Source organism: Sphingobacterium sp. JUb20 (assembly GCF_004342035.1).
Classification (GTDB): domain Bacteria; phylum Bacteroidota; class Bacteroidia; order Sphingobacteriales; family Sphingobacteriaceae; genus Sphingobacterium; species Sphingobacterium anhuiense.
Genome location: NZ_SLYV01000006.1, coordinates 93974 through 115589, shown reverse-complemented (window position 1 = coordinate 115589; position 21616 = coordinate 93974). Strand labels below are relative to the sequence as shown.

The window sequence follows — 21616 nt, the reverse complement described above, 5'->3', positions numbered from 1 at the left end:
CAATTCTATAAGATGAAACTTGTTTTCAAACATATAATACTAGGGTTTGGTCTGCTTACTGTAATAGGATTGCAGTCATGTAAAAAATTGACAGATGTCAATATTAATCCAAATGAAGCATCTACAACACATCCGCAGGCGCTATTGACAAAAGTTGAATGGGATGCCTTTAGGACTTGGCATGGAACTTCGCCTTTATATGCATTAAAAATGATTGTGCAAACAGATGGTGAAAATGCCAACCAAATTTATAACTGGCAACGTGGTAGTTTTGAGCAGTATAGTTTTTTGCGTAATATCACTAAAATGACTGAGGAGGCAGAAAAGATCAGTGATAATAATTATCAAGCTTTAGCCAAATTTTTTAGGGCATATTATTTTTATAACTTAACCTTGACTTTTGGCGATATTCCATACGCTGAAGCTGCAAAAGGAGAAAGTTCTGAAATGTTTCTGCCGAAGTATGACACACAAAAAGAAGTTTTTGTTGGAATCTTAAAGGAGTTAGAAGAAGCAAATACTTTATTGAAATCAAATACCAATCCGATTAATGGAGATATTATTTATGGGGGAAATTCTGATAAGTGGCGAAAGCTGATCAATTCATTTCGATTAAAAGTATTACTTACTTTATCCCGTAAAAGTGCAGACTTTCCTATAGATATTAAATCAGAGTTTGCAAAGATTTATAAAGGAGAGACTTTGATCGCTGATGTCACAGGATCAGAGGACGGACAATTAATCTTTTTAAATCAAGAAGGTAATCGCTATCCCGAGTTTAATTCAAGTGGTTATGGATCGGGTATGTATATGGACTCCACTTTTATTCAACGATTGCAGGATCATAAAGATCCACGTTTATTTGTTTTGGCCACACAAACACGTTTAGGAAAAGAGGCGGGTAAGGCACTTGATGATTTTAGTTCATATGAAGGCGGTAATCCTATTGTACCTTATGCAGAAGTCAATGAAAAAGCTGTAAAAGGGAAACTATCGAAGGTGCACGAACGCTTTTACAAAGATCCAACTGCCGAACCATTGGTTCTGATAGGCTATTCAGAACTACAATTTATAATAGCGGAGGCAATAGTAAGAGGATGGATTACAGGAAATGAGAAAGATTGTTATGTGAATGGTATTAAGGCATCTTTTAAATTTTATGAGAATTATGCTAAAAATTTAAATACCTACGTTGATGCATCACGTTTAGAAAGTTATTTGTCACAAAAAATGGTTAATTTGGATAACGCAAAAACTTCGGAAGAAAAACTGGAACGTATCCTTATGCAAAAATATTTACGCTCTTTTCATCAAGGAGGCTATACAGCATATTTTGATCATTTAAGAACGGGTTATCCAAGTTTGCTTAAAGCCGATAACGTAAAAATTGCTTACCGTTGGATGTATCCTCAAGACGAATACAATAATAATACGGTACAAGTCTCCGAAGCGATTAAACGTCAATTTGCAGGCAATGATAATATAAACTTACAGACCTGGTGGTTGAAATAATGGAATCTAGAAGACAATTTATAAAAAAAGCGTCAGCATTAGCTGGCGCTACAGCAGTCGTTAATTGGTTACCTGAATCAATTCAACGCGCATTAGCTATTGAAGCACCGTTGGGATCGACCTATATGGACGCAGAGCATATTGTCTTTTTAATGCAAGAGAACCGCTCATTTGATCATTGCTTTGGTACACTCAAAGGGGTGCGCGGTTTTAATGACCCTCGAGCACTAAAACTACCTAACGGTCTTCCTGTTTGGATACAAGGAAATAAAAAAGGAGAATATTTTGCACCTTTTCATTTAGATATTGTTAATAGTAAATCCACTTGGATGGGTTCTTTGCCACATGGTTGGCGAGATATGGTAGCCGCGCGTAATGATGGCCGGATGGACAATTGGCTGGAAGCAAAAAGTTCAGGTATTAAAGATTATAAAGCTATGCCGCTTACGATGGGCTATTATAATCGGGCAGATTTACCTTTCTATTATGCATTTGCCGATGCTTTTACTGTCTGTGATCAACATTTTTGCTCTTCTCTGACAGGTACAAGCGCTAATCGCTCCTATTTTTGGACAGGAACAGTGCGCGAAAATCCACGTGACCCTGAATCAACCGCCCATGTGGATAATGGCCAAATCAATTACAAAGATGTAAGTTGGAAATCTTATCCTGAACGGTTAGAAGAATCTGGAGTATCTTGGAAGGTATATCAAAACGAACTGAGTATCCCTGTCGGATTTGAAGGTGAGGAAGAAGACTGGTTGGCCAACTTTACAGATAATAATCTGGAATTTCACAAACAATATGGTGTCCGCTATCACCCTGCGCACCGTACCTGGATGGAATACAAATTGAAACAGCTAGAAAAAGATGTAATCGGTTTAAAAGACTCAGTCGAAGAATCTAAGTTAAAAAAGCAAATTGAAGATCTAAAACAAGATTTACAGCGCTTTTCAAAACAGAATTTCGAAAAGTTATCCGATCTACATCAGGCCATTCATAAAAAAGCTTTTGTAACTAATATTGGTGATCCTGATTATCATCGGGTAGAAAAATTGGTTTACGAAGATAGCCAGGGTAAGCAGGAAGTTGATGTACCTGCTGGAGATGTGTTTTATCAATTTCGTAAAGATGTTAAAGAGAAGAACTTACCTACAGTGTCGTGGTTGGTAGCCCCATGTCGTTTTTCTGACCACCCTGGGTCGCCTTGGTATGGAGCTTGGTATGTTTCGGAAGCATTAGATATTTTGACAAAGGATCCTGAGGTCTGGAAAAAAACAATCTTTATATTGACGTATGATGAAAATGATGGATATTTCGATCATATTTCTCCATTTGTCCCACCTTTGGAAGGTAATAAAGATTCCGGAAAGACTGCTGTAGGTATCCATACGGCAGATGAATATGTTACTAAAGAACAGGAGCGGAGAAGAACAGGGAAAACCGATTCGGAACTGGAAAGCCCGATAGGATTAGGGTTTCGAGTTCCATTAGTGATTGCTTCACCTTGGTCTAAAGGCGGATGGGTAAATTCGGAAGTTTTCGATCATACCTCTTGTTTACAGTTCTTGGAACAATTTCTACTCCAGAAAACAGGAAAAGATATCAAAGAAACAAATATTTCCTCATGGAGAAGATTGGTATGTGGAGATTTAAATTCTGTATTTCGTAAAGTAACAGATACTTCCCTTGATTCTTTAGTTCCTGTTAATCGGGATCAGTATGTGGAGCGTATTTATAGTGCACGTGCAAAGAAATTACCAACAGAATTTGTACAGATCGCACCTTCAGAATTGGATCAAATTCGTAAAAAAGGTTTACCAACTTCAATAAAAGCTATACAGGAGAAAGGTATCAAACAAGCATGTGCATTGCCATATGCATTGGAAGTCAATGCAGAGTTGAAACATAATAGTTTTGAAATTACTTTTGAAACTAAAGTTCCTGTTAAATCGAAGAAAAAAATTGGAGTTCCTTTTCAGGTTAGATCCCAAATGGCTTATGGAAAAGTAGGTGCAGGTCAGGTTTGGAATTTTGCGGTTAAAGAAAATGAACCTTTGAGGTATGCTTGGCATATGGATCAATTAAAGGGCGATAGTATCGAAATGGAGCTACATGGTCCTAACGGCTTTTTCAGAATGTTCAAATTGCATAAAGAAAAGCCACATGCCATCATCGTTAAACAATATCACAAAAAAAACACGATAGCATTGGAACTGAAAAAGATTAATAAAGGACACAGTTATTTGATTAAAGATGGGAATTATGATTGCTTTGAGCCTTTTTCGCTAGATCAATCTTTTTCAGGTACCAAAATACTTGACTTCAGCAAAAGCCATGGATGGTATGATCTTGAGATAACTTGTAAAGAAGATCCAGAATTTTGTTTTGTATTTGCTGGGCATATTGAAAATGGGATGCCAAGTAAGACTGATCCCTTAATGGGAGATGTAGTTAATCATTCTTAGGTCGACCAATATATAATGTAGATCGTTGGTTTTTTTAAGGTTCATAAAAAAAGCGCACTTCATAGGTGCGCTTTTTTATATGGCGATAAGATGACGAAATTCAAACAGCTTATGGATTAAATACCAGCATCATGTACACAGCAAATAGAGCCAAATGAATAATACCTAAAATAGGAGTAGTTCTTTTCCCTAAAAAGCTGATCAAGCTTAGTAAGAGTGTCATTGTAAATAAAACAGTTTCTGTACCAGTTAATCCAAATAGAACTAATTTTCCTTTTAGTAATCCTACTAGCAGTACAGCGGGAACCGTTAAACCTACAGTCGAAACAAAAGCACCATGACATAAGTTGATACTTCTTTGAAATTCGTTATTACGAGCTGCTTTAACCGCTGTAATAGATTCCGGGGTAAATACAATGATAGCAATAAGAATACCACCCAATGCTATTGGAAGTTTTGCGGTAACAATACCATAATCAACCACCACTGCCATTTGATGTGATAGCAATACTATTGGTAGAATCATTAAAATAAGAAGGGCTGAACGAATCCATATTTCCTTTTTATCCTGAGATTTTGGGGCATCTTTATTAACAGAATTTTGTATCTGGCTAGGATATTGGATTTCAAGATTTCCTTTTGCCGGTTGTATGTATAAGTGACTATATCCTTTTAATTGATAGTAAAGAAATGCGATGTATACAAGTATAATTAAAGTTGAAATGAATATCGCTTGTAAAGTCGTAAATGCGCCATTGCCTGCTCCTTGAATAAAATTAGGAAGTAATAATGAAGTTGCTCCAAGTATTACAATCATTGAAAAATAAGACAGTGTTCCCTGAGCATTATATTCTTGTTCTTTATATTTGGCACTTCCAAGTAAAATGCAAAGTCCTACCACAAGATTCATGATAATCATCATGACAGAAAAGATTGAATCCTTTCCGATTGTTGGAGATTCTGCTGGACCAAGCATAACAGCAGCAATCAAAACCACTTCGATCGTAACGATTGAAAGTGTAAGAATAAGTGTACCAAAAGGTTCTCCTAACTTATGTGCAAGCTCGTCCGCTTCTTTTACAACACCAAAAGAAGCGGTTAAAATTGTAGCCAAAAGAATGATAAATATGGTGATTGCCGATACAGGAGAAAATGTTGTTTTAAAAATCTGTTGATCAAATAGCATTAAACCGATGACAATAATCCAGATGGTGATTAATCGGATTATTGTTTTTGTACTCAGTATTGTTTTCATATTGTTTCCATATATAAATTACTGATACAAATATCTTTACTAAAAGTGGTATTAATTTTAACATTTGATAAAAACTATATGTAACGTAATTTTTTTGTTTTAGCGATAGATGCGCGATTTCTAGTTTAGGAAGAGTATTTCTTATTATATCCAAGCCTGTATTCGTAATTTTTTTGTGTTGATTCGGAGTTACTAGATTCAATAATTGATATTTTTAGTATATTCGTTTTGATAACTATAATAAAAAATCTAAATCTTTGTTACAATTCTTTAAAAAATGTTAAGAAATCATTTAAAATATAGTGTTCTCTTTTGTTTATTGGGAGCAAGTGTAAGTTCATGTCAAACGACAGATCAAAAAAAAGAAACAGAAGTAGAACATAATCCTGCAAAACAAGTCGTACCTGAAAGAGCTAAAGATTTGATCGGTCGTTGGGATTTGAATGTGGATAAAGATGGAAAAGTAGTACCATCTTGGATTGAAGTAAAACTATCTGGATTTAACACATTGGTAGGAAGTTATGTTGGTGACAGTGGCAGTGCTCGCCCTGTTTCTCATGTTAAACTTGAGGATGGAAAATTTTCATTTGCTATTCCGCCACAATGGGAAGGTGGAGAAGGTGATTTTGTGATTGCAGGTGAATTGACGGCTACGGGTATTAAAGGGACCGTGACGACTAATAAAGGTGTTAGCTATAACTTTACAGGTGAAAAAGCACCTTATTTAAATCGTACAGGAACTGTTCAATGGGGAGAGGCTATTGAGCTTTTTAATGGTAAAGATTTGACAGGTTGGAAAACGATTGGTGGCGAGAATAACTGGTCGGTAAAAGAGGGGATCTTGACGAATGCAAAGGCGGGTGCTAATTTGGTAACAGATCAAAAATTTGAAGATTTTAAATTAGAAGCAGAATTTCGATATACAACCGGTGGTAATTCTGGTATTTATTTAAGAGGAAGATACGAATTGCAAATTGAAGACAGTCCAAAGGATCAACATCCAGGAAGTCTCTATTTTGGCGGTATCTATGGCTTTCTAGCTCCAAATGAAATGGCTACATTAGGACCAGATCAATGGCAGAAGTATGAGGTTACATTGGTTGGAAGATTGGTGACTATTGTCGCAAATGGTAAGACGATTATTAATAATCAAGAAATACCAGGAATAACAGGTGGTGCGTTAGATAGTAAAGAAGGTGAACCAGGACCTATATATTTACAAGGAGATCATGCTCCGGTTGAATTTAGAAAAATAAAGATCACACCAGCTAAGAAATAATAACAATACAAATAAAAAAGCCTCTTTCTACTGAAGGAGGCTTTTAATTTTATAAGATGATTTTTACAAATTGACCACTTGGATCGAACAATAAATCGATATCATTTGTCAGTTCGACTTCAAATCCAGCAGTAACTTTATCGATGGCGCTGATTTGTGCAGTTTTATAATTTGTATCCACGTAGCTGACTATAGTAGTTGAGATAAAACCCGTTGGAATAGCGGTATCATTGTCAGATTCTACTTCTTTCCAATTACCTTCTTGATCAAAATCAACTTCGATTCCATTGGCTAACTCCACACTGTAAGCTGTTTTATTTGTTGCAGTAGGAGTTTGTTTCTCAACTTTTCGAATAGTTACATCTTTGAAGAAGGTGTTAAGAAATGTGGATGCTGATGCTGGTAAAGATGTAGCAGGGACTTCATGATCATCATCTTTGTCACATGATACCACGATGAATGCAAGAGCAAGTAAGGCTGTAAATGTTAAAATTAGTTTTTTCATATTTTAATTCTATTAATCATCTATTTTAGTAAACTGCCCTTTTTTATTAAACTCCAATTCAAGACCATTTGAAATTTCAACTTCAAATTTACGGCTTGACTTTTTGATTTTTACAATGTGGGTATTAGGAAAACTTTTTGTAACATAATTTTGAATTGATTTTGGTACAAATTTTAAAGGAATAGCGTTATTGTGACCATCTACTTCTTCCCAATTTCCTGATTTATCAAATTCTATTTTTGTACCATTATTTAAAATCACTTGGTATTCTTTTGAAAGTAGATTTTCTTTTTCTTCAATTGTACTTGTGATCTGATTGCTGGCAAAATTGTTTTTAATAAATGTTTGTGCATTTGCAGGTAATTGATTGCTGTTAATCACCTTTTTTTGTGCATAACTAACTGTCGATAATGCTACTAAAGCAACGATCGCCATTGTTTTAATTTTGTTCATAATATATCCTCCTATTTATTTATATAACAAAGTTCCCATACAATTTGGTAAAGAATTAGGAATTAGAGCTTTTGTATCTTAAAAATATGAAAATTATTTAAGTATGAGTAATTTATGCTGATGGTCTTATTTGTCTCTATGATTGTTTTAACTATAGAAAGACCTAATCCATTTGAATTGATTGCAGTATTTTCTTTGTGAAATCGATCAAAAATATTTTCTGCTTGTAGTGCAGTGTTTTTGCCTGAATTTGCAATTGTAAAGAAATCCTTATGAATATCGATTTTTATAAATCCATTTTTTGATTTATTATAGTTGATAGCATTACGGAGTAAATTGGAAATTAATATCTTTACCAGATCCACATTGAAATCAGTGGAGAACTTTCCATGTTCAAGAACTTCTAAAGTGATTCCCCTAAATTCAATCAAGTCTGCTAACTCTTCACACGCTTCGTGAATTACGCTATTAAAATCCACTGTTTGCGTAGCATCAAATTGATTGTTTTCAATGCGAGATAGCATAAGTAATGCCTTATTTAATTTAATCATACGTTCTAAAGCTTCTTTAGTTTCACTGATCGTGATTAAATGATGCTCTGCCAGTTGTTCATCTTCTAGCAGTAATTCTAGTTTATTACTACTGATCGCTAAAGGCGTCTGTAACTCATGGGAAGCATTTTCAATAAACAGTTTTTGTTGCTGGAATATTTTTTCATTGCGATCAAGCATTTTATCGATTTCGGTATCCAATAGAATAAATTCGCTAACATTACTGGTGATCGGTACAACTGTTTTTATTTTCCCAAACTGGTAGCGCTCTAACTTGTCAAGAATTTGATAAAAAGGCTTAAAAGCACGGTGAAATACAAGGGTGTTGAGTAAAAATATACTCACAATAATCAAGATGTATAGTATTATCAAAGCAGTTGCCAGATCATATTTTAGTTCATCTTCTTCTACGGTTGAAGTTCGAATTTCCAATTGATACAGCTGTTTGTCCTTACCATAGAAGTAAGTATTTAAAATTCGATAAGGCTCCATATCCTCATCATATGGCATATATATGAGATCGTTTTTGAAAATATTTTTTTCATCCTTGTTTACTTGCACATCAGATTTGGTGATTTTAAACTGATTAATACCAAATGTATCCGTTTTTAGAATAGATTCATCTTGGTATGCAGCACGAATAATTTCAATTTTTTGATTCTTTAAGCCGTCGTCTACATTATCATACACTTCTTCTGTGATGTATGCATAAAATAATGTTGCCCACACCGCAATTACAATCAAAATCATGATTGTAATGTATCTTATAGTGTAATTCTTGAGCGACTTTTTCATTAAAATATCTGGTTTTAAATAATGGTAATAGTAGTTAGTGGCAATATAAAGATCACTTCACCAGTTTTTGAAGCTCTTCAAACAATCGTGAATATCTTTTTAGATCTTGGCCATTATTGCCTTGTGGGTCATTAGATCAATTTGTATCCTATACCATAAACAGCCTGGATATCGATATCAGCATGATTATCTTTTAATTTTTTTCTTAAATTTTTTATTTGTGAATAAATAAAGTCTAAACTGTCAACCTGATCAATATGATCACCCCAAATTGACTCTGCTAAGCTATTTTTTTGAATAAGCTTAGTTGGCCTGATAATAAAATAATAGAGTAAATCAAACTCTTTCCGGTTGAGAATCACCGGTTTGTTGTTAATCTGTATGCTTCTGTCTGTTGTGTTTACTGCAATATTTTTATACGTAATGATATCATCACCATGTTGATTCTTTCTGCGAATAATCGATTTGATCCGTGCATGTAATTCTGCCAAATGAAAAGGTTTGGCTAAATAGTCATCAGCACCTAGCTCTAAACCTTTTACTTTATCGTCTACAGAATCTTTGGCCGACAGGATGATGATCGATTCTTCTTTTCCAATTTCTTTAATCTTTTCTAAGAGTTGCAATCCAGAACCTCCGGGTAACATGATATCGAGTAAAATACAATCATATGAATAAATTGATATTTTCTCTAATGCGCTATTGTAATCAAAAGCTTGTTCAACAAGGTATTTTTCAGCTTCTAAAGATTGCATGATAACCTGGCTCAAGGCAACTTCATCTTCGATTAGTAATATTTTCATATCTTTTAATTAGCTAACAAAGTTAATTCCGAAATTAGGAAAGACTTAGGAATTAAAGTCCAATAACAACTACGACAATATCATCATTATGATAAGCAGGATGAAAATGGGAAATTGCTCTTTGATTTTTATAAATCATCAGCTCATCATAGACCATTTTTTTCAGAATTCCTTTACCTTTTCCATGTACAAATTTTATTTCAGGCATATCCCAATATATTGCAGCATCCAACATATCGCGCATGTAGATGAGAGACTCATTGGCTAATTCATCTGGTGTATAATCCTGCCAGTCGTATAGAAAGGCTTCAGCATGTAAATCTATTTGTACAGGGGGTTTTTTCATGTAAATCTTTTTGCAAAGGTACAAAAGTAAGATTAACAGGCTACAAATAAAGTTCAAGGAGCTTTACTTAACGTCGACAGCTGAATGGAGTCGGTCATACCATTTTTTGATAGTCGCAGCTTCCTCATAAGACTCTTTTTCAGCATGAGTAAGCATAATATCCTGTATTTGTATTATTAGATCATTATGGTCCTGAAAAATACCATTGCTGTCACGATAGTCATTAATTATTTCGAGCAAATGATTAAGCGATTTCATCTTGTGATATAAAATATGATGCTTTTCACCAATTTGATCTGCAATTTCTTCATATGCTACGCTAGAGTCATTCGTTTGGTTACGTGCCTTATTATAGAGCTGGCCGTAACCAGCAAGACGATGATTAAGATCATAAATCGTGCTTTCAAGATCTTCAATGAGTACAATGAGATTTTCTTGAATTTCAAAATCTTTTGATACGATTGACATAATACCCCTTTTTGTATGAATATAATTAAAATTTTGATCATTTTAAATTACAATAGTGTAAAACAAAAAAAACGAAATAAAGTTTTTTTGTTTTGCATCGAGCTTTTTATATCACCCATACAGCTAGTTTAAAGAAGTTTTAGTGTATATTATTAGTTTATTGTACCTTTGTTAGGTAAATAAGATTAGAGGCTGTTACAGGACTCTACATCTACCTAATGGTTGAGTATAATTGGGATTTTGTACTTAATATAGAAGGGAGGAAGTTCAAATTGATCTTTCTCCCTTTTTATTCGAAAACTTCAGAAAAGATTATTGTATATTAAATTAATGGGAAAAGAAATCACTATAAACGGGTATCAATTGGAAATTTGTTCCAATTCACCTCAATCTGCATTGTTTGCTGCGCAAGGTGGGGCTACGCGAATCGAATTTTGTCAAAATTTGGAAAATGGCGGCATCACACCTTCTTACGGTCAGATCGTTCAAGCAAGAAAGTTGATCGATATTGGAATACATGTCCTCATACGTCCAAGAGGAGGTGATTTTGTTTATTCCGATTTAGAGTTTGATGAGATGATGGCTGATGTACAGTTTTGTAAAGAGGCTGGCTGTGATGGTGTGGTGATAGGAGTAATGAAGAGCGATGCAACAGTTGATATTGAACGAACGAAAGCCCTTGTCGATGCTGCAAGACCTATGCATGTAACCTTTCATCGCGCATTTGATAAGTGCGCCGATCCACTGTCTTCGTTAGCTATTTTAATCGAATTGGGAATTGATCGTTTATTGACCTCAGGATTGCAGAATAAAGCCGTGGATGGAGTTGAATTACTTAAAGAATTGGTCAAATATGCGGAAGGAAAAATTGTTATTATGCCTGGTGCAGGAGTGGATAGTAATAATATTGAAATGATCTTAAAGACAACTGGAACGACTGCTATACATAGTTCCGCGAAAGAAACAGTTTTTTCACAAATGTCTTATGATAGAAGTGAAGTGGAAGGTATGAATGAACCGATCTATCGTACATCAAAAGAAAAAGTCCACCAATTGGTAGACATCCTTAAAAAACAATAGCGTTGTAATTTACAACGCTATTGTTCTTAATATTTTTTAACCTATTTAGCTTCTAAAACTAATTGGTTTAAGATAGCATCGTTTTTAACGATTTGATTTGATTTCTTCATTTTAGATCTTGAACCAAGTTCAACATTACTACCTAAACTTAAGAACTGAACTTCAACACGTGAAGTAGTTTTATTTCTTCTATCTTTTCTTTTTAAACGTGTAACTCCCATTTTGATAAATTTTTTTATTGTTCAATAAAACGAGGTCGGAAGCGGATTCGAACCGCTGTAGGAGGTTTTGCAGACCTCAGCCTAGCCACTCGGCCATCCGACCCTATTTGTTCCCCTAGGGGAATGCAAAAGTAAAATTAATATTTGGATTAAAAAAGACTATTGTGCAATTATTTTTTAAAATAATCATTATCAAGCTGTTTTGTTTTTTGTATTTTTTTTTGATACTCCGTGTTTCAGAAAGACTGTAGCAAGAAACAGGTCCTTGTCTATTTTATTGTACAGTAATCTTGACTTTTGTTTTTTTGATATGTGTCTGAATATTAGTGGTTTATCCATTTGGCGTGTAACTTGCATTGTTTGTGAAAACACTAATAACATAATAGAGCGATGAAAAAATTATTATTATCAACTACTGCAGCAGTATTACTTTCTGTTGGTGCATATGCACAAGGAGGATTAGGATACGGAGTTAAAGCAGGTGTCAATCTTCCTTCTTACAGTTACGGAGGAAGTGACCTTTCTGATTCAAAATCCACTGTTAACTTTCATGTTACTGGTTATTTAGATGCACCTGTTACGAGCAACTTTTATATTCAACCAGGAGTTTCTTTACAAGGAAAAGGAGCTAAGTTTGCAGATTATAAAATTGGTGAAAATACTTATGAAGTGAAACAAAATACAATGTGGTTAGAAGTACCAGTGAATTTTGTATTGAAATTCCCAACTGCTGGAGAAGGTAAATTCTTTGTTGGAGCTGGTCCATATGTATCATTTGGTTTAAGCGGAAAAAATAAATATGAAGCTAAATCAGGAAGTGGAAGTACATCTGTTAGCGATGATTTCAAATTTGGTAAAGATGAAACTCTTAAAGGTACAGACTTTGGTGTGAATTTTTTAGCAGGATATCAATTGGGTAGTGGAATATCTATTAATGCAGGTTATGGCTTAGGTTTAACTAACATTGCTGGATCTAAATTTATTGGAAAAGGAGATGTTAAAAACCGTGTTTGGTCAATAGGCCTCGGATTCGGAATTTAATTAAAAGGATTAAGATTCTAATTAAATCTTTTAAAATTAAACCCTTGCTTTTTGAGCAGGGGTTTTTTATTGTCAACTAAAACTTTACATTAGTAGTATTGTTTGACAATTACAATTAGATGATACTATGACAAAATTCCTGGGCTTACCATTTTACGTCAAATTAGCTTGTACGCTAATTTCCATTGTTATTTTAGGTTATCTCGCAAAGATAGGGGATACAATATTAGTCCCCTTTATACTAGGGCTGCTTTTAGCATTGTTGCTCGTTCCCGTAAGTAATTTTTTTGAGAGAAAATTGAAATTTCCTCGCACTCTTGCTGGAATTATTACCGTTCTACTTTTTTTTGGCCTTTTAGGATTTGGATTTTACATGCTTGCTTCACAATTATCGATGATTAAGGAAGATTGGCCAGCTTTTAAGGAACAAATATTAGTGGGATTTCATAATGTGCAGATCTGGGTTACGGATCGCTTTGGCGTTATGCATAACGAACAAATGGATATCCTTAATAAGACGGCAACTAAGTCACTTGATAGCGGTACGCTCTTACTGGGAACAGCTTTGTTATCTTTATCTTCTCTCTTGATACTGTTTGTGTTTACTTTCCTTTATACTTTCTTTCTACTTATCTATCGTAGTCACATCGTGCGATTTCTGTTATTGTTAAATCATCAAGAACATCACAATATCGTTATGGATGTCGTTGGCCAAGTGCAGTATGTAGTAAAAAAATATTTGATTGGTTTATTGCTACAGATGCTGATCGTGTCTACATTGGTATTTGCAGCTTTGAGTATCATTGGAGTGAAATATAGTTTACTGTTAGCTATTATCACGGGCGTGTTTAATGTGCTTCCCTATATTGGTATTTTCACGTCTATGTTAGTAATTGCATTACTTACTTTTGCGACGACCTCCTTTACACATGTACTGATTGTGACTGGAGCACTTATTATTATACATCTTATTGATAGTAATTTTATTGTTCCAAAGGTAGTTGGCTCAAAAGTAAAAGTAAATTCTTTATTTGCGATGATGGCGATAATCGTAGGAGAGTTGATATGGGGGATTTCAGGTATGTTCTTAGCAATTCCTATATTAGCTATCTGCAAAATTGTGATGGACCGTGTAAAAGAATTGAAGCCATGGGGCTACTTGCTTGGAGAAGAAGATCATAAAGGAGATACTTATTCCACTATACGTAATACAATAAGTTCTAAGAAGTAACAATAAATTAGTTTTTTGGAGTATTTCAGCGTAAAGCCATGATTAGGAATTGACTTAAAAGTCATTGTGATTTAAATACTGTATTTGAGCTTAAAGCTTGTTTTTTTTTAAGTCACACCTATGTTAGGAATTATATAAATTATTCATTACAAGGCGCCATAAGTAGTAAAAAGCAGCATATAAAAAAGGCTTCTAATTTAACATTAGAAGCCTTTCTTGTTTTCAATCAGTGCAATTCTATCACACTTTGATTTCTACTTCAACACCTGAAGGTAATTCAAGTTTCATCAATGCATCAACAGTTTTAGAGTTAGATGAATAAATATCTAACAATCTCTTGTATGAACATAATTGGAATTGCTCACGCGCTTTTTTGTTAACGTGTGGAGAACGTAAAACTGTATAGATTTTTTTCTCAGTAGGTAATGGAATAGGACCACTAACAACTGCACCTGTAGGTTTTACTGTTTTTACGATTTTCTCAGCTGATTTGTCAACTAAATTGTAATCGTATGATTTCAATTTGATTCTGATTCTTTGGCTCATTTTTGTTTTTGTTTAAAATGATCTCCCGTTAGAGCTATTATCAACAGGAGATCGGTTTACTTTATATTAGAAAGGATTATTCTCCTTTTAATTTACCTTTTGCTTTTGCAACAACTTCTTCAGTTACGTTACGTGGAGCTTCTTCGAAGTGATCAAATTCCATAGTAGAAGTTGCACGACCTGAAGTGATAGTACGCAATTGTGTTACGTAACCAAACATTTCCGAAAGTGGAACTAATGCTTTAATTACTTGAGCACCATTACGGCTATCTAAACCTTGCATTAAACCACGACGACGGTTTAAGTCACCCATTACATCACCCATGTTTTCTTCTGGTGTTAAAACCTCTATTTTCATAATTGGTTCCATTAAGACAGGAGAACATTTTGGCAATGCTTCACGGTATGCTGAACGAGCAGCTAATTCAAACGATAATGAATCTGAATCGACAGCGTGGAATGAACCATCAATCAAACGAACTTTCATTCCTGATAATGGGAATCCTGCTAATACACCATTTTTCATTGAAGTTTCAAATCCTTTTTGAACTGAAGGGATAAATTCTTTTGGAATTTTACCACCAACAATTTCATTTACGAATTGAAGAGGAGATTTAGTTAAATCGTAGTCAGCATCAGCTGGAGAAATAACAACTTTAATGTCCGCAAATTTACCACGACCACCTGATTGTTTTTTGAATACCTCACGGTGTTCTGTAGTTCCATTGATAGACTCTTTGTACGATACTTGAGGAGCACCTTGGTTAACCTCAACTTTGAACTCACGTTTCAAACGATCGATCAAGATCTCTAAGTGAAGCTCACCCATACCAGAGATAACTGTTTGACCAGTTTCTTCGTCAGTTTTTACTACGAATGTAGGATCTTCTTCAGCTAATTTACCAAGACCAATACCTAATCTATCGATGTCAGCTTGAGTTTTAGGCTCAATCGCTAATCCGATAACTGGCTCTGGGAAGTTCATTGACTCTAACACGATAGGGTGTTTTTCATCACATAAAGTATCACCAGTTTTGATGTCTTTGAAACCAACAACAGCACCAATATCACCAGCCTCGATGAAAGGGATAGGGTTTTGTTTGTTAGCGTGCATTTGGAAGATACGAGAGATACGCTCTTTGTTACCTGAACGAGTGTTCAATACATAAGAACCTGCATCTAACTTACCTGAATAAGCACGGATGAAACACAAACGACCTACGAAAGGGTCAGTTGCAATTTTGAAACCTAATGCTGCGAAAGGCTCGTTAACATCTGGTTTACGTAATAATTCTTCACCTGTATCTGGATGAGTACCTTTAACACCTTCTGAATCCATTGGAGAAGGCAATAATTCCATTACTAAATCCAACATAGTTTGAACACCTTTGTTTTTGAAAGATGAACCACAAACCATAGGAACGATAGAGTTATCCAATACTGCTGCACGTAAAGCATTTAAGATTTCACGCTCAGTTAATGAATTAGGATCTTCGAAGAATTTTTCCATCAAAGATTCATCATAACCCGCAACAGCTTCTAATAAACGCTCACGGTATTCAGCAACCTCTTCCAACATATCTTCTGGAATAGGAACTTCTGTAAACGTCATACCTTTATCATGCTCGTTCCAAACAATACCACGGTTGTTAATTAAATCAACAACACCAGTAAAAGTGTCTTCAGCGCCGATAGGTAATTGCAAAGCAACTGCTTCAGAACCTAACATTGATTTTACTTGACCAACAACTTTTAAGAAATCAGCACCAGAACGGTCCATTTTGTTAACGAAACCGATACGTGGAACGGCATAGTTATCAGCTAATCTCCAGTTAGTTTCTGATTGAGGCTCAACACCATCAACTGCAGAAAATAAGAATACTAATCCGTCTAATACACGTAATGAACGGTTTACTTCAACCGTAAAATCTACGTGACCTGGAGTATCGATAACGTTTACTTGGTATTTGTTACCACGGTACTGCCAGAAAACTGTAGTAGCTGCAGAAGTAATCGTGATACCACGCTCAGCCTCTTGCTCCATCCAGTCCATTGTTGAAGCACCTTCGTGCACTTCACCAAGTTTATGATTAACTCCTGAGTAGTAAAGAATACGCTCAGTTGTAGTTGTTTTACCAGCATCGATGTGAGCAGCGATACCAATATTTCTAGTGAATTTTAAATCTCTTGCCATAATATTTTTAAGCATTAGCCCAGATGGAGCTAAATATTTTTCTGTCTAAATAAGTACACCGATCCTGATAAAAGAATGAACGTTTACCAAAGATCGGTGTAATCATATTTTTGTGTGTAAGTTCAAAACTAGAATCTGAAGTGTGAGAACGCTTTGTTAGCTTCAGCCATTTTGTGCGTATCTTCTTTCTTCTTAACAGCAGCACCTTCACCTTTAGAAGCTGAAATGATTTCTCCTGCTAATTTTTCAAACATTGTTTTCTCACCACGTCTGCGTGAATATGAAATTAACCATTTCATACCCAAAGCAATTTTACGCTCAGGACGAACTTCCATAGGAACTTGGAAGTTAGCACCACCAACACGACGAGATTTAACCTCTACAGCTGGCATAACGTTGTTTAAAGCTTTTTTCCAAGCTTCTAAACCGCTTTCGCTAGTTTTTTGCTCTACTAATTCAATTGCATTGTAAAAAATTTCGTATGCTGTAGATTTTTTACCATCGTACATCATATTGTTTACAAAGCGTGTTACCTGAGTGTCGTTAAACTTTGGATCAGGTAAAATGATTCTCTTTTTTGGTTTTGATTTTCTCATTTTTCTTTCCTCCGTTTAATTATTTCTTTTTACCTTTTGCTGGCGCAGCCGCTGCTTGTCCTGGTTTAGGACGTTTAGTTCCGTATTTAGAACGACGTTGGTTACGACCTGCTACACCTGAAGTATCTAATGCACCACGGATAATGTGGTAACGTACACCTGGTAAATCTTTAACACGACCACCACGAATCAAAACGATTGAGTGCTCTTGTAAATTGTGACCTTCTCCTGGGATGTAAGCGTTAACCTCTTTACCGTTTGTTAAACGTACACGAGCTACTTTACGCATTGCTGAGTTTGGTTTTTTAGGGGTAGTAGTATATACACGTGTACATACACCTCTTCGCTGTGGACATGAGTCCAACGCTGGTGACTTACTCTTGTCAACCAGAGCTACTCTACCTTTTCTAACTAATTGTTGAATAGTAGGCATTTACCTGATTTTGTTATTTAATTTTATTCTTAAATTATTATAAGTTCGCAAAGATAACCATTTTATTGTTAAATCGAAATGTCCAGTCAATTAGTTTTCCACATTTTGCTTGAAAATCTTAGAGTTAGCTGTTAGATTAGTTTTTTTTGTAATAAGTAACGAACAACTTGATCAGCTCCATATTTCGATAAATGATCGTCATCATGCATGTAGGGATCTTGACCATTGTATTTAATTATTTCAGGTAAATTGTAAATATCAATGTAAATATCTTCTGGAATAAAGGTTTTTAGATAAGTGTTGATATGTGCAGATCGGGATTCAACGTAGTTTTCTTCTTTTACACTTTTATTTTTTATCTGTAGAGCCAAAATATTTGGAAAGATGATAGAATAACTAGGGGTCTGTCCGATCATTTTAAGCGGAATACCATTTTCTTTGAAATATTGAATTACTTGCTGAAGTTTTATTTTTAAGGTTTCATCTGGATATTGTTGCGAGCCCCAAAAACCAACAAGTATCACTTCATCAATTTTTTTCGTATTTTCTGGTATAAATTTTTGATACATATAATCGATCAGTTCGCAAGATGCCTTTGGCCCTTTGGTGTCCAAAAGTGGATAAGTGGTGGATACGGTTGCTTGTAAAAGATTGATATTTTGTTTTTCTAATTGCTCTTTTAAACTCTGTCCGAAAACACCCGCATGACTATCCCCTAGTAAAAGAATATTCTTTTTGTTTGGAATGATGGTGGCACAGCTTTCAAAATTATATTGCTTAAATGTATTGTCTATATCCAGATGGCATGTACCTTTTCTGAATTGTGAAGCAAGTCTGTTTTTTCTGTAATTGGTGTTATAGTTCGTCAGGTAATCAATTTCTTTGTTTATTTGTAATCTATTATAAGGAAATAACATCATAATTCCTGTTAGCAACCCAACAGCGGCGGTAGCAGCTATTGTAAATGGTAGTTGATCAAATTTCTTATTGGCCTCGATGAAATAATAGGAAATACTTGCACAGAGTAAAGATAGTGTGAGGATGGGAATGATAATAAGAGGTTGATTCAATCCAAGATAAATGGCGAATACATAAATTGGCCAATGCCATAGATATAAAGAATAGGATAGTTTCGCTACCCATTGTATTGGTTTAATGGATAAAAAATTGAAATCGCACTGTGCTATAATGATACCAAAGGTCGCAATGACAGGAATAAGTGTATAATAGGAAGGCCAGCTTATATTTTGTTCGTTAAATAAATAGATACTAACAATTAAAATAGCATATCCCGTAATTGCAACTACTTTTCTGAAGAGCTTGGGTATCGACTTTTGAGTATAAGACTCTCCTAAAAATGCAAGTCCCCCAATTAACATTTCCCATGCCCGCGTCGGGAACATATAAAAACTGAAGGATTGATCTGTATTATTGAAATATAAGTTCAGACCTAATGACAGGATAATCAAAAAGATGAAAAAGATAACAAACCTTATTTTATTGTTCGAGTAAAGACTTTTAAAAGGGAATAAGAGGGCAGGGTATAAAAGGTAAAATTGCCATTCGACCGATAATGACCATGTGTGCAAAATGATGTTATTTTGAGAGGCAACATCAAAATATCCACTATTTAAATAATATTCAATATTGGAACTAAAGATTATGCTGAAAAATGCATTATTTCCAAGTTGCTGTAAGTCTTTTGGAAGTAATATAAAACTCCCAATAATAGACACACCTACAAGAAGAAACAAAAGTGCAGGAATAATGCGTGTTATACGTTTAGTGTAGAATTGCTTAAAAGAAAAGTTGCTATTCTCAAAGCCCTTTAAAATAATTCGGGTTATTAAGTAGCCAGAGATGACGAAAAAAATATCCACACCACTAAAGCCACCATCAAAATAGGGTACTTTGAAATGAAAAAAAATTACTGCCAGTACCGCTAAAGCACGTAATGCCCCTATATCATTTCTAAATTTCATTTTTAAAGTAACTTGTAAACTGCAAATCTGAACAAAATAATTTATTTCACCTATTAAATTTTGTTCCATTTTATTTTTTAGACAATATCATAAAACATGAAATTGCGTTCATGTTTTTATGATATTTTTGTATCGTTTATCAAAATCGAAAGTATCAATATGAAAAAAATCATCCTGCTTACGCTGACTCTGTTGTGTTCTAAAGTATATAGTCAGACATTTGAAGTAGTGCCTTTGGGAGTTTATGGAGGAGATCATGAAGATAATCTATCTTCATACTTGATTGGTAAGTATAAGGCAAATGCGTATTTAGCGCTAGATGCCGGTACTATAAATGCTGGAATTCGAAAAGCAATAACCTTAAAAACATTTGAGGTTCCAGCCGGCAGGGTATTGCGAGATTATATCAAAGGGTACTTCATCTCGCACGGACATCTTGATCATCTGGCAGGGATGATAATCAATTCTCCCTCAGATGCTGCAAAAAATATTTACGCAACAGCAGCAATGATAGATGTATTGAAAGCGCATTATTTCATAAACGATACATGGGCTAATTTTGCTAATGAAGGTGATTTACCCATACGGAAATATCAATATAAACGTTTAAAAATTGGCGAGATCGATACGGTAACAAATACCGGAATGACTATTCAGGCTTTTGATTTAAGCCATGTGAACCCGATGAAGAGTTCAGCAGTTTTAGTAACTATAGGCGACAGTTCTATCGTATACCTAGGAGATACAGGAGCAGACCGTGTGGAAAAGGTTACAAATCTTGAAAATTTATGGCAGTCTATAGCACCCATAATTAAATCACGACGATTGAAAGCTTTAATGATTGAAGTTTCATTTCCCAATGCACAACCAGAAAAATTACTTTTTGGACATTTAACACCTCTACTTTTAAATGAAGAATTGGGAAAGCTAGCAACTTTTACCGGAAGAGATGTGCTACAAGGTTTAAATGTTATTGTTACCCATATGAAGCCTGTTTCCGATAATGTTGACACGATTAAACGGCAATTGCTGGAAAATAATTCTTATAAAGTTAATTTTATTTTTCCGGAGCAAGGAAAACGAATGGTCTTTTAATATATACTATTAATGATGGCTATTTTTTCAATTGAATGTCAATTTTTGGGTTTTACCTAAAAAAAAGTGAATTTTTCTACTTAGATTTAAGAATAATTGGAAGGTGTATGAGAGATTGTTTTATTTTGTAAATCAGATTGTTATGAATTATTTAGAGGATGTTCAAAAGTTGTTTTTGTATTATAAGCATTTAGTTGATAGTACTTTGAATCAGTTAAGTGATAGCCAGTTATTTTGGCGTTACAATGATGAAAGTAATAGTGTAGCTGTACTTATTCAGCATATATCCGGTAATATGAAGTCTCGTTTTACAGATTTTCTTACTTCTGATGGTGAAAAAGAATGGAGAAATCGTGATGCAGAGTTTGAATTGGTGGATCAGGACAAGAATAGGTTGTTTCGGGAATGGAATGAAGCATGGGACAATTTATTTAACACCTTGAAGTGTTTGGAATTTGAAGATCTAGGAAAGCTAATTTATATACGTAATCAGGGCCATACAGTGGTAGAAGCAATTAATCGACAATTGGCTCATTATCCCTATCATGTAGGACAAATTGTTATGTTGGGAAAAATGATGAAAGGGAATAATTGGAAGTCACTATCCATCCCGAAGGGCGAATCAGAAGTTTTTAATGCTGTTAAATTTACGCAGACCAGGCATATTGAGCATTTTACAGATGAGATGTTGAGACATTTGGATGGTTAGTTTCTCTTTGAAATGAAAAGCCCCCAAAAAAGTGTTTTACTTGATTGGAGGCG

Annotated in this window: 21 protein-coding genes and 1 tRNA gene; 8 read left to right on the top strand and 14 right to left on the bottom strand. The window is 34.7% G+C overall.

Annotated features, from left to right (window positions below; translation table 11 throughout):
- The first annotated feature begins 12 nt into the window (after positions 1–12).
- Together EDF66_RS11590 and EDF66_RS11585 are read left to right on the top strand one after the other, a co-directional pair.
- On the top strand, positions 13–1512 hold the full coding sequence (locus tag EDF66_RS11590) for a SusD/RagB family nutrient-binding outer membrane lipoprotein (protein ID WP_132842798.1): 1500 nt from the start codon (positions 13–15) through the stop codon (positions 1510–1512).
- Positions 1512–3980 (top strand): phosphocholine-specific phospholipase C, encoded by a 2469-nt coding sequence (locus EDF66_RS11585; RefSeq protein WP_207898609.1) that lies wholly within the window; start codon positions 1512–1514, stop codon positions 3978–3980. Before EDF66_RS11590 ends, EDF66_RS11585 begins: the two co-directional genes overlap by 1 nt.
- A gap of 109 nt (positions 3981–4089) precedes the next feature.
- On the opposite strand, the gene EDF66_RS11580 is transcribed toward EDF66_RS11585, so the two are convergent.
- On the bottom strand, positions 4090–5235 hold the full coding sequence (locus EDF66_RS11580; protein ID WP_132842796.1) for a calcium:proton antiporter: 1146 nt from the start codon (positions 5233–5235) through the stop codon (positions 4090–4092).
- Positions 5236–5512: 277 nt separating this feature from the next.
- Here EDF66_RS11580 and EDF66_RS11575 point away from each other — a divergent pair, with 277 nt between their 5' ends.
- Entirely contained in the window at positions 5513–6514 is a 1002-nt protein-coding gene (locus EDF66_RS11575) for a DUF1080 domain-containing protein (RefSeq protein WP_132842795.1), read from the top strand.
- A 49-nt stretch (positions 6515–6563) separates the two neighbouring features.
- On the opposite strand, the gene EDF66_RS11570 is transcribed toward EDF66_RS11575, so the two are convergent.
- The 6 genes from EDF66_RS11570 to EDF66_RS11545 form a co-directional block, all read right to left on the bottom strand.
- Positions 6564–7019, bottom strand: a complete 456-nt coding sequence (locus EDF66_RS11570; protein WP_132842793.1) for a PepSY-like domain-containing protein — start codon at positions 7017–7019, stop codon at positions 6564–6566.
- A gap of 12 nt (positions 7020–7031) precedes the next feature.
- The gene (locus EDF66_RS11565; RefSeq protein ID WP_021188494.1) at positions 7032–7472 is read right to left on the bottom strand and encodes a PepSY-like domain-containing protein; all 441 of its coding nucleotides are present in this window, start codon (positions 7470–7472) and stop codon (positions 7032–7034) included.
- A gap of 62 nt (positions 7473–7534) precedes the next feature.
- On the bottom strand, positions 7535–8773 hold the full coding sequence (locus EDF66_RS11560; protein ID WP_207898607.1) for a sensor histidine kinase: 1239 nt from the start codon (positions 8771–8773) through the stop codon (positions 7535–7537).
- Between the two features lie 176 nt (positions 8774–8949).
- On the bottom strand, positions 8950–9621 hold the full coding sequence (locus tag EDF66_RS11555; RefSeq protein ID WP_021188493.1) for a response regulator transcription factor: 672 nt from the start codon (positions 9619–9621) through the stop codon (positions 8950–8952).
- Between the two features lie 52 nt (positions 9622–9673).
- Entirely contained in the window at positions 9674–9967 is a 294-nt protein-coding gene (locus tag EDF66_RS11550) for a Smr/MutS family protein (protein WP_132770842.1), read from the bottom strand.
- Between the two features lie 63 nt (positions 9968–10030).
- The gene (locus EDF66_RS11545; RefSeq protein ID WP_021188490.1) at positions 10031–10435 is read right to left on the bottom strand and encodes a hypothetical protein; all 405 of its coding nucleotides are present in this window, start codon (positions 10433–10435) and stop codon (positions 10031–10033) included.
- Positions 10436–10765: 330 nt separating this feature from the next.
- Between EDF66_RS11545 and EDF66_RS11540 the strand changes: the two genes are divergently transcribed.
- Positions 10766–11515: a copper homeostasis protein CutC gene (locus tag EDF66_RS11540; protein WP_132842790.1), complete on the top strand. Its 750-nt coding sequence runs from the start codon at positions 10766–10768 to the stop codon at positions 11513–11515.
- A 41-nt stretch (positions 11516–11556) separates the two neighbouring features.
- On the opposite strand, the gene EDF66_RS11535 is transcribed toward EDF66_RS11540, so the two are convergent.
- Entirely contained in the window at positions 11557–11736 is a 180-nt protein-coding gene (locus EDF66_RS11535) for a hypothetical protein (RefSeq protein ID WP_021188488.1), read from the bottom strand.
- 32 nt (positions 11737–11768) lie between these two features.
- A tRNA-Cys gene (locus tag EDF66_RS11530) sits at positions 11769–11839 on the bottom strand.
- 287 nt (positions 11840–12126) lie between these two features.
- Between EDF66_RS11530 and EDF66_RS11525 the strand changes: the two genes are divergently transcribed.
- Together EDF66_RS11525 and EDF66_RS11520 are read left to right on the top strand one after the other, a co-directional pair.
- The gene (locus tag EDF66_RS11525) at positions 12127–12777 is read left to right on the top strand and encodes a porin family protein (protein ID WP_132842788.1); all 651 of its coding nucleotides are present in this window, start codon (positions 12127–12129) and stop codon (positions 12775–12777) included.
- Positions 12778–12904: 127 nt separating this feature from the next.
- Positions 12905–14008: an AI-2E family transporter gene (locus EDF66_RS11520; protein WP_132842786.1), complete on the top strand. Its 1104-nt coding sequence runs from the start codon at positions 12905–12907 to the stop codon at positions 14006–14008.
- A 240-nt stretch (positions 14009–14248) separates the two neighbouring features.
- Here the strand turns inward: EDF66_RS11520 and rpsJ are convergent, their stop codons facing one another.
- From rpsJ to EDF66_RS11495, 5 genes are all read right to left on the bottom strand, one after another.
- Positions 14249–14554, bottom strand: a complete 306-nt coding sequence (gene rpsJ, locus EDF66_RS11515; protein ID WP_013667229.1) for a 30S ribosomal protein S10 — start codon at positions 14552–14554, stop codon at positions 14249–14251.
- A gap of 76 nt (positions 14555–14630) precedes the next feature.
- On the bottom strand, positions 14631–16748 hold the full coding sequence (gene fusA, locus EDF66_RS11510; protein ID WP_031287331.1) for an elongation factor G: 2118 nt from the start codon (positions 16746–16748) through the stop codon (positions 14631–14633).
- A 128-nt stretch (positions 16749–16876) separates the two neighbouring features.
- On the bottom strand, positions 16877–17344 hold the full coding sequence (rpsG, locus tag EDF66_RS11505; protein WP_021188484.1) for a 30S ribosomal protein S7: 468 nt from the start codon (positions 17342–17344) through the stop codon (positions 16877–16879).
- Between the two features lie 19 nt (positions 17345–17363).
- Positions 17364–17777 carry a 30S ribosomal protein S12 gene (gene rpsL / locus EDF66_RS11500; RefSeq protein ID WP_002993550.1) on the bottom strand — a complete coding sequence of 138 codons (414 nt, stop codon included), beginning with the start codon at positions 17775–17777 and terminating at the stop codon, positions 17364–17366.
- Between the two features lie 131 nt (positions 17778–17908).
- Positions 17909–19759, bottom strand: coding sequence for an acyltransferase family protein (locus tag EDF66_RS11495; RefSeq protein ID WP_165902426.1), 1851 nt, complete (start codon positions 19757–19759; stop codon positions 17909–17911).
- 159 nt (positions 19760–19918) lie between these two features.
- Here EDF66_RS11495 and EDF66_RS11490 point away from each other — a divergent pair, with 159 nt between their 5' ends.
- On the top strand, positions 19919–20854 hold the full coding sequence (locus EDF66_RS11490; RefSeq protein WP_132842783.1) for an MBL fold metallo-hydrolase: 936 nt from the start codon (positions 19919–19921) through the stop codon (positions 20852–20854).
- Positions 20855–20996: 142 nt separating this feature from the next.
- Entirely contained in the window at positions 20997–21563 is a 567-nt protein-coding gene (locus EDF66_RS11485; protein ID WP_021188481.1) for a DUF1572 family protein, read from the top strand.
- Positions 21564–21616 lie beyond the last annotated feature (53 nt).

Coding starts and splice junctions, on each gene's coding strand:
- EDF66_RS11590 (WP_132842798.1), top strand. CDS start 13: ATGAAACTTGTTTTCAAACATATAATACTAGGGTTTGGTCTGCTTACT.
- EDF66_RS11585 (WP_207898609.1), top strand. CDS start 1,512: ATGGAATCTAGAAGACAATTTATAAAAAAAGCGTCAGCATTAGCTGGC.
- EDF66_RS11580 (WP_132842796.1), bottom strand. CDS start 5,235: ATGAAAACAATACTGAGTACAAAAACAATAATCCGATTAATCACCATC.
- EDF66_RS11575 (WP_132842795.1), top strand. CDS start 5,513: ATGTTAAGAAATCATTTAAAATATAGTGTTCTCTTTTGTTTATTGGGA.
- EDF66_RS11570 (WP_132842793.1), bottom strand. CDS start 7,019: ATGAAAAAACTAATTTTAACATTTACAGCCTTACTTGCTCTTGCATTC.
- EDF66_RS11565 (WP_021188494.1), bottom strand. CDS start 7,472: ATGAACAAAATTAAAACAATGGCGATCGTTGCTTTAGTAGCATTATCG.
- EDF66_RS11560 (WP_207898607.1), bottom strand. CDS start 8,773: ATGATTTTGATTGTAATTGCGGTGTGGGCAACATTATTTTATGCATAC.
- EDF66_RS11555 (WP_021188493.1), bottom strand. CDS start 9,621: ATGAAAATATTACTAATCGAAGATGAAGTTGCCTTGAGCCAGGTTATC.
- EDF66_RS11550 (WP_132770842.1), bottom strand. CDS start 9,967: ATGAAAAAACCCCCTGTACAAATAGATTTACATGCTGAAGCCTTTCTA.
- EDF66_RS11545 (WP_021188490.1), bottom strand. CDS start 10,435: ATGTCAATCGTATCAAAAGATTTTGAAATTCAAGAAAATCTCATTGTA.
- EDF66_RS11540 (WP_132842790.1), top strand. CDS start 10,766: ATGGGAAAAGAAATCACTATAAACGGGTATCAATTGGAAATTTGTTCC.
- EDF66_RS11535 (WP_021188488.1), bottom strand. CDS start 11,736: ATGGGAGTTACACGTTTAAAAAGAAAAGATAGAAGAAATAAAACTACT.
- EDF66_RS11525 (WP_132842788.1), top strand. CDS start 12,127: ATGAAAAAATTATTATTATCAACTACTGCAGCAGTATTACTTTCTGTT.
- EDF66_RS11520 (WP_132842786.1), top strand. CDS start 12,905: ATGACAAAATTCCTGGGCTTACCATTTTACGTCAAATTAGCTTGTACG.
- rpsJ (WP_013667229.1), bottom strand. CDS start 14,554: ATGAGCCAAAGAATCAGAATCAAATTGAAATCATACGATTACAATTTA.
- fusA (WP_031287331.1), bottom strand. CDS start 16,748: ATGGCAAGAGATTTAAAATTCACTAGAAATATTGGTATCGCTGCTCAC.
- rpsG (WP_021188484.1), bottom strand. CDS start 17,344: ATGAGAAAATCAAAACCAAAAAAGAGAATCATTTTACCTGATCCAAAG.
- rpsL (WP_002993550.1), bottom strand. CDS start 17,777: ATGCCTACTATTCAACAATTAGTTAGAAAAGGTAGAGTAGCTCTGGTT.
- EDF66_RS11495 (WP_165902426.1), bottom strand. CDS start 19,759: ATGAAATTTAGAAATGATATAGGGGCATTACGTGCTTTAGCGGTACTG.
- EDF66_RS11490 (WP_132842783.1), top strand. CDS start 19,919: ATGAAAAAAATCATCCTGCTTACGCTGACTCTGTTGTGTTCTAAAGTA.
- EDF66_RS11485 (WP_021188481.1), top strand. CDS start 20,997: ATGAATTATTTAGAGGATGTTCAAAAGTTGTTTTTGTATTATAAGCAT.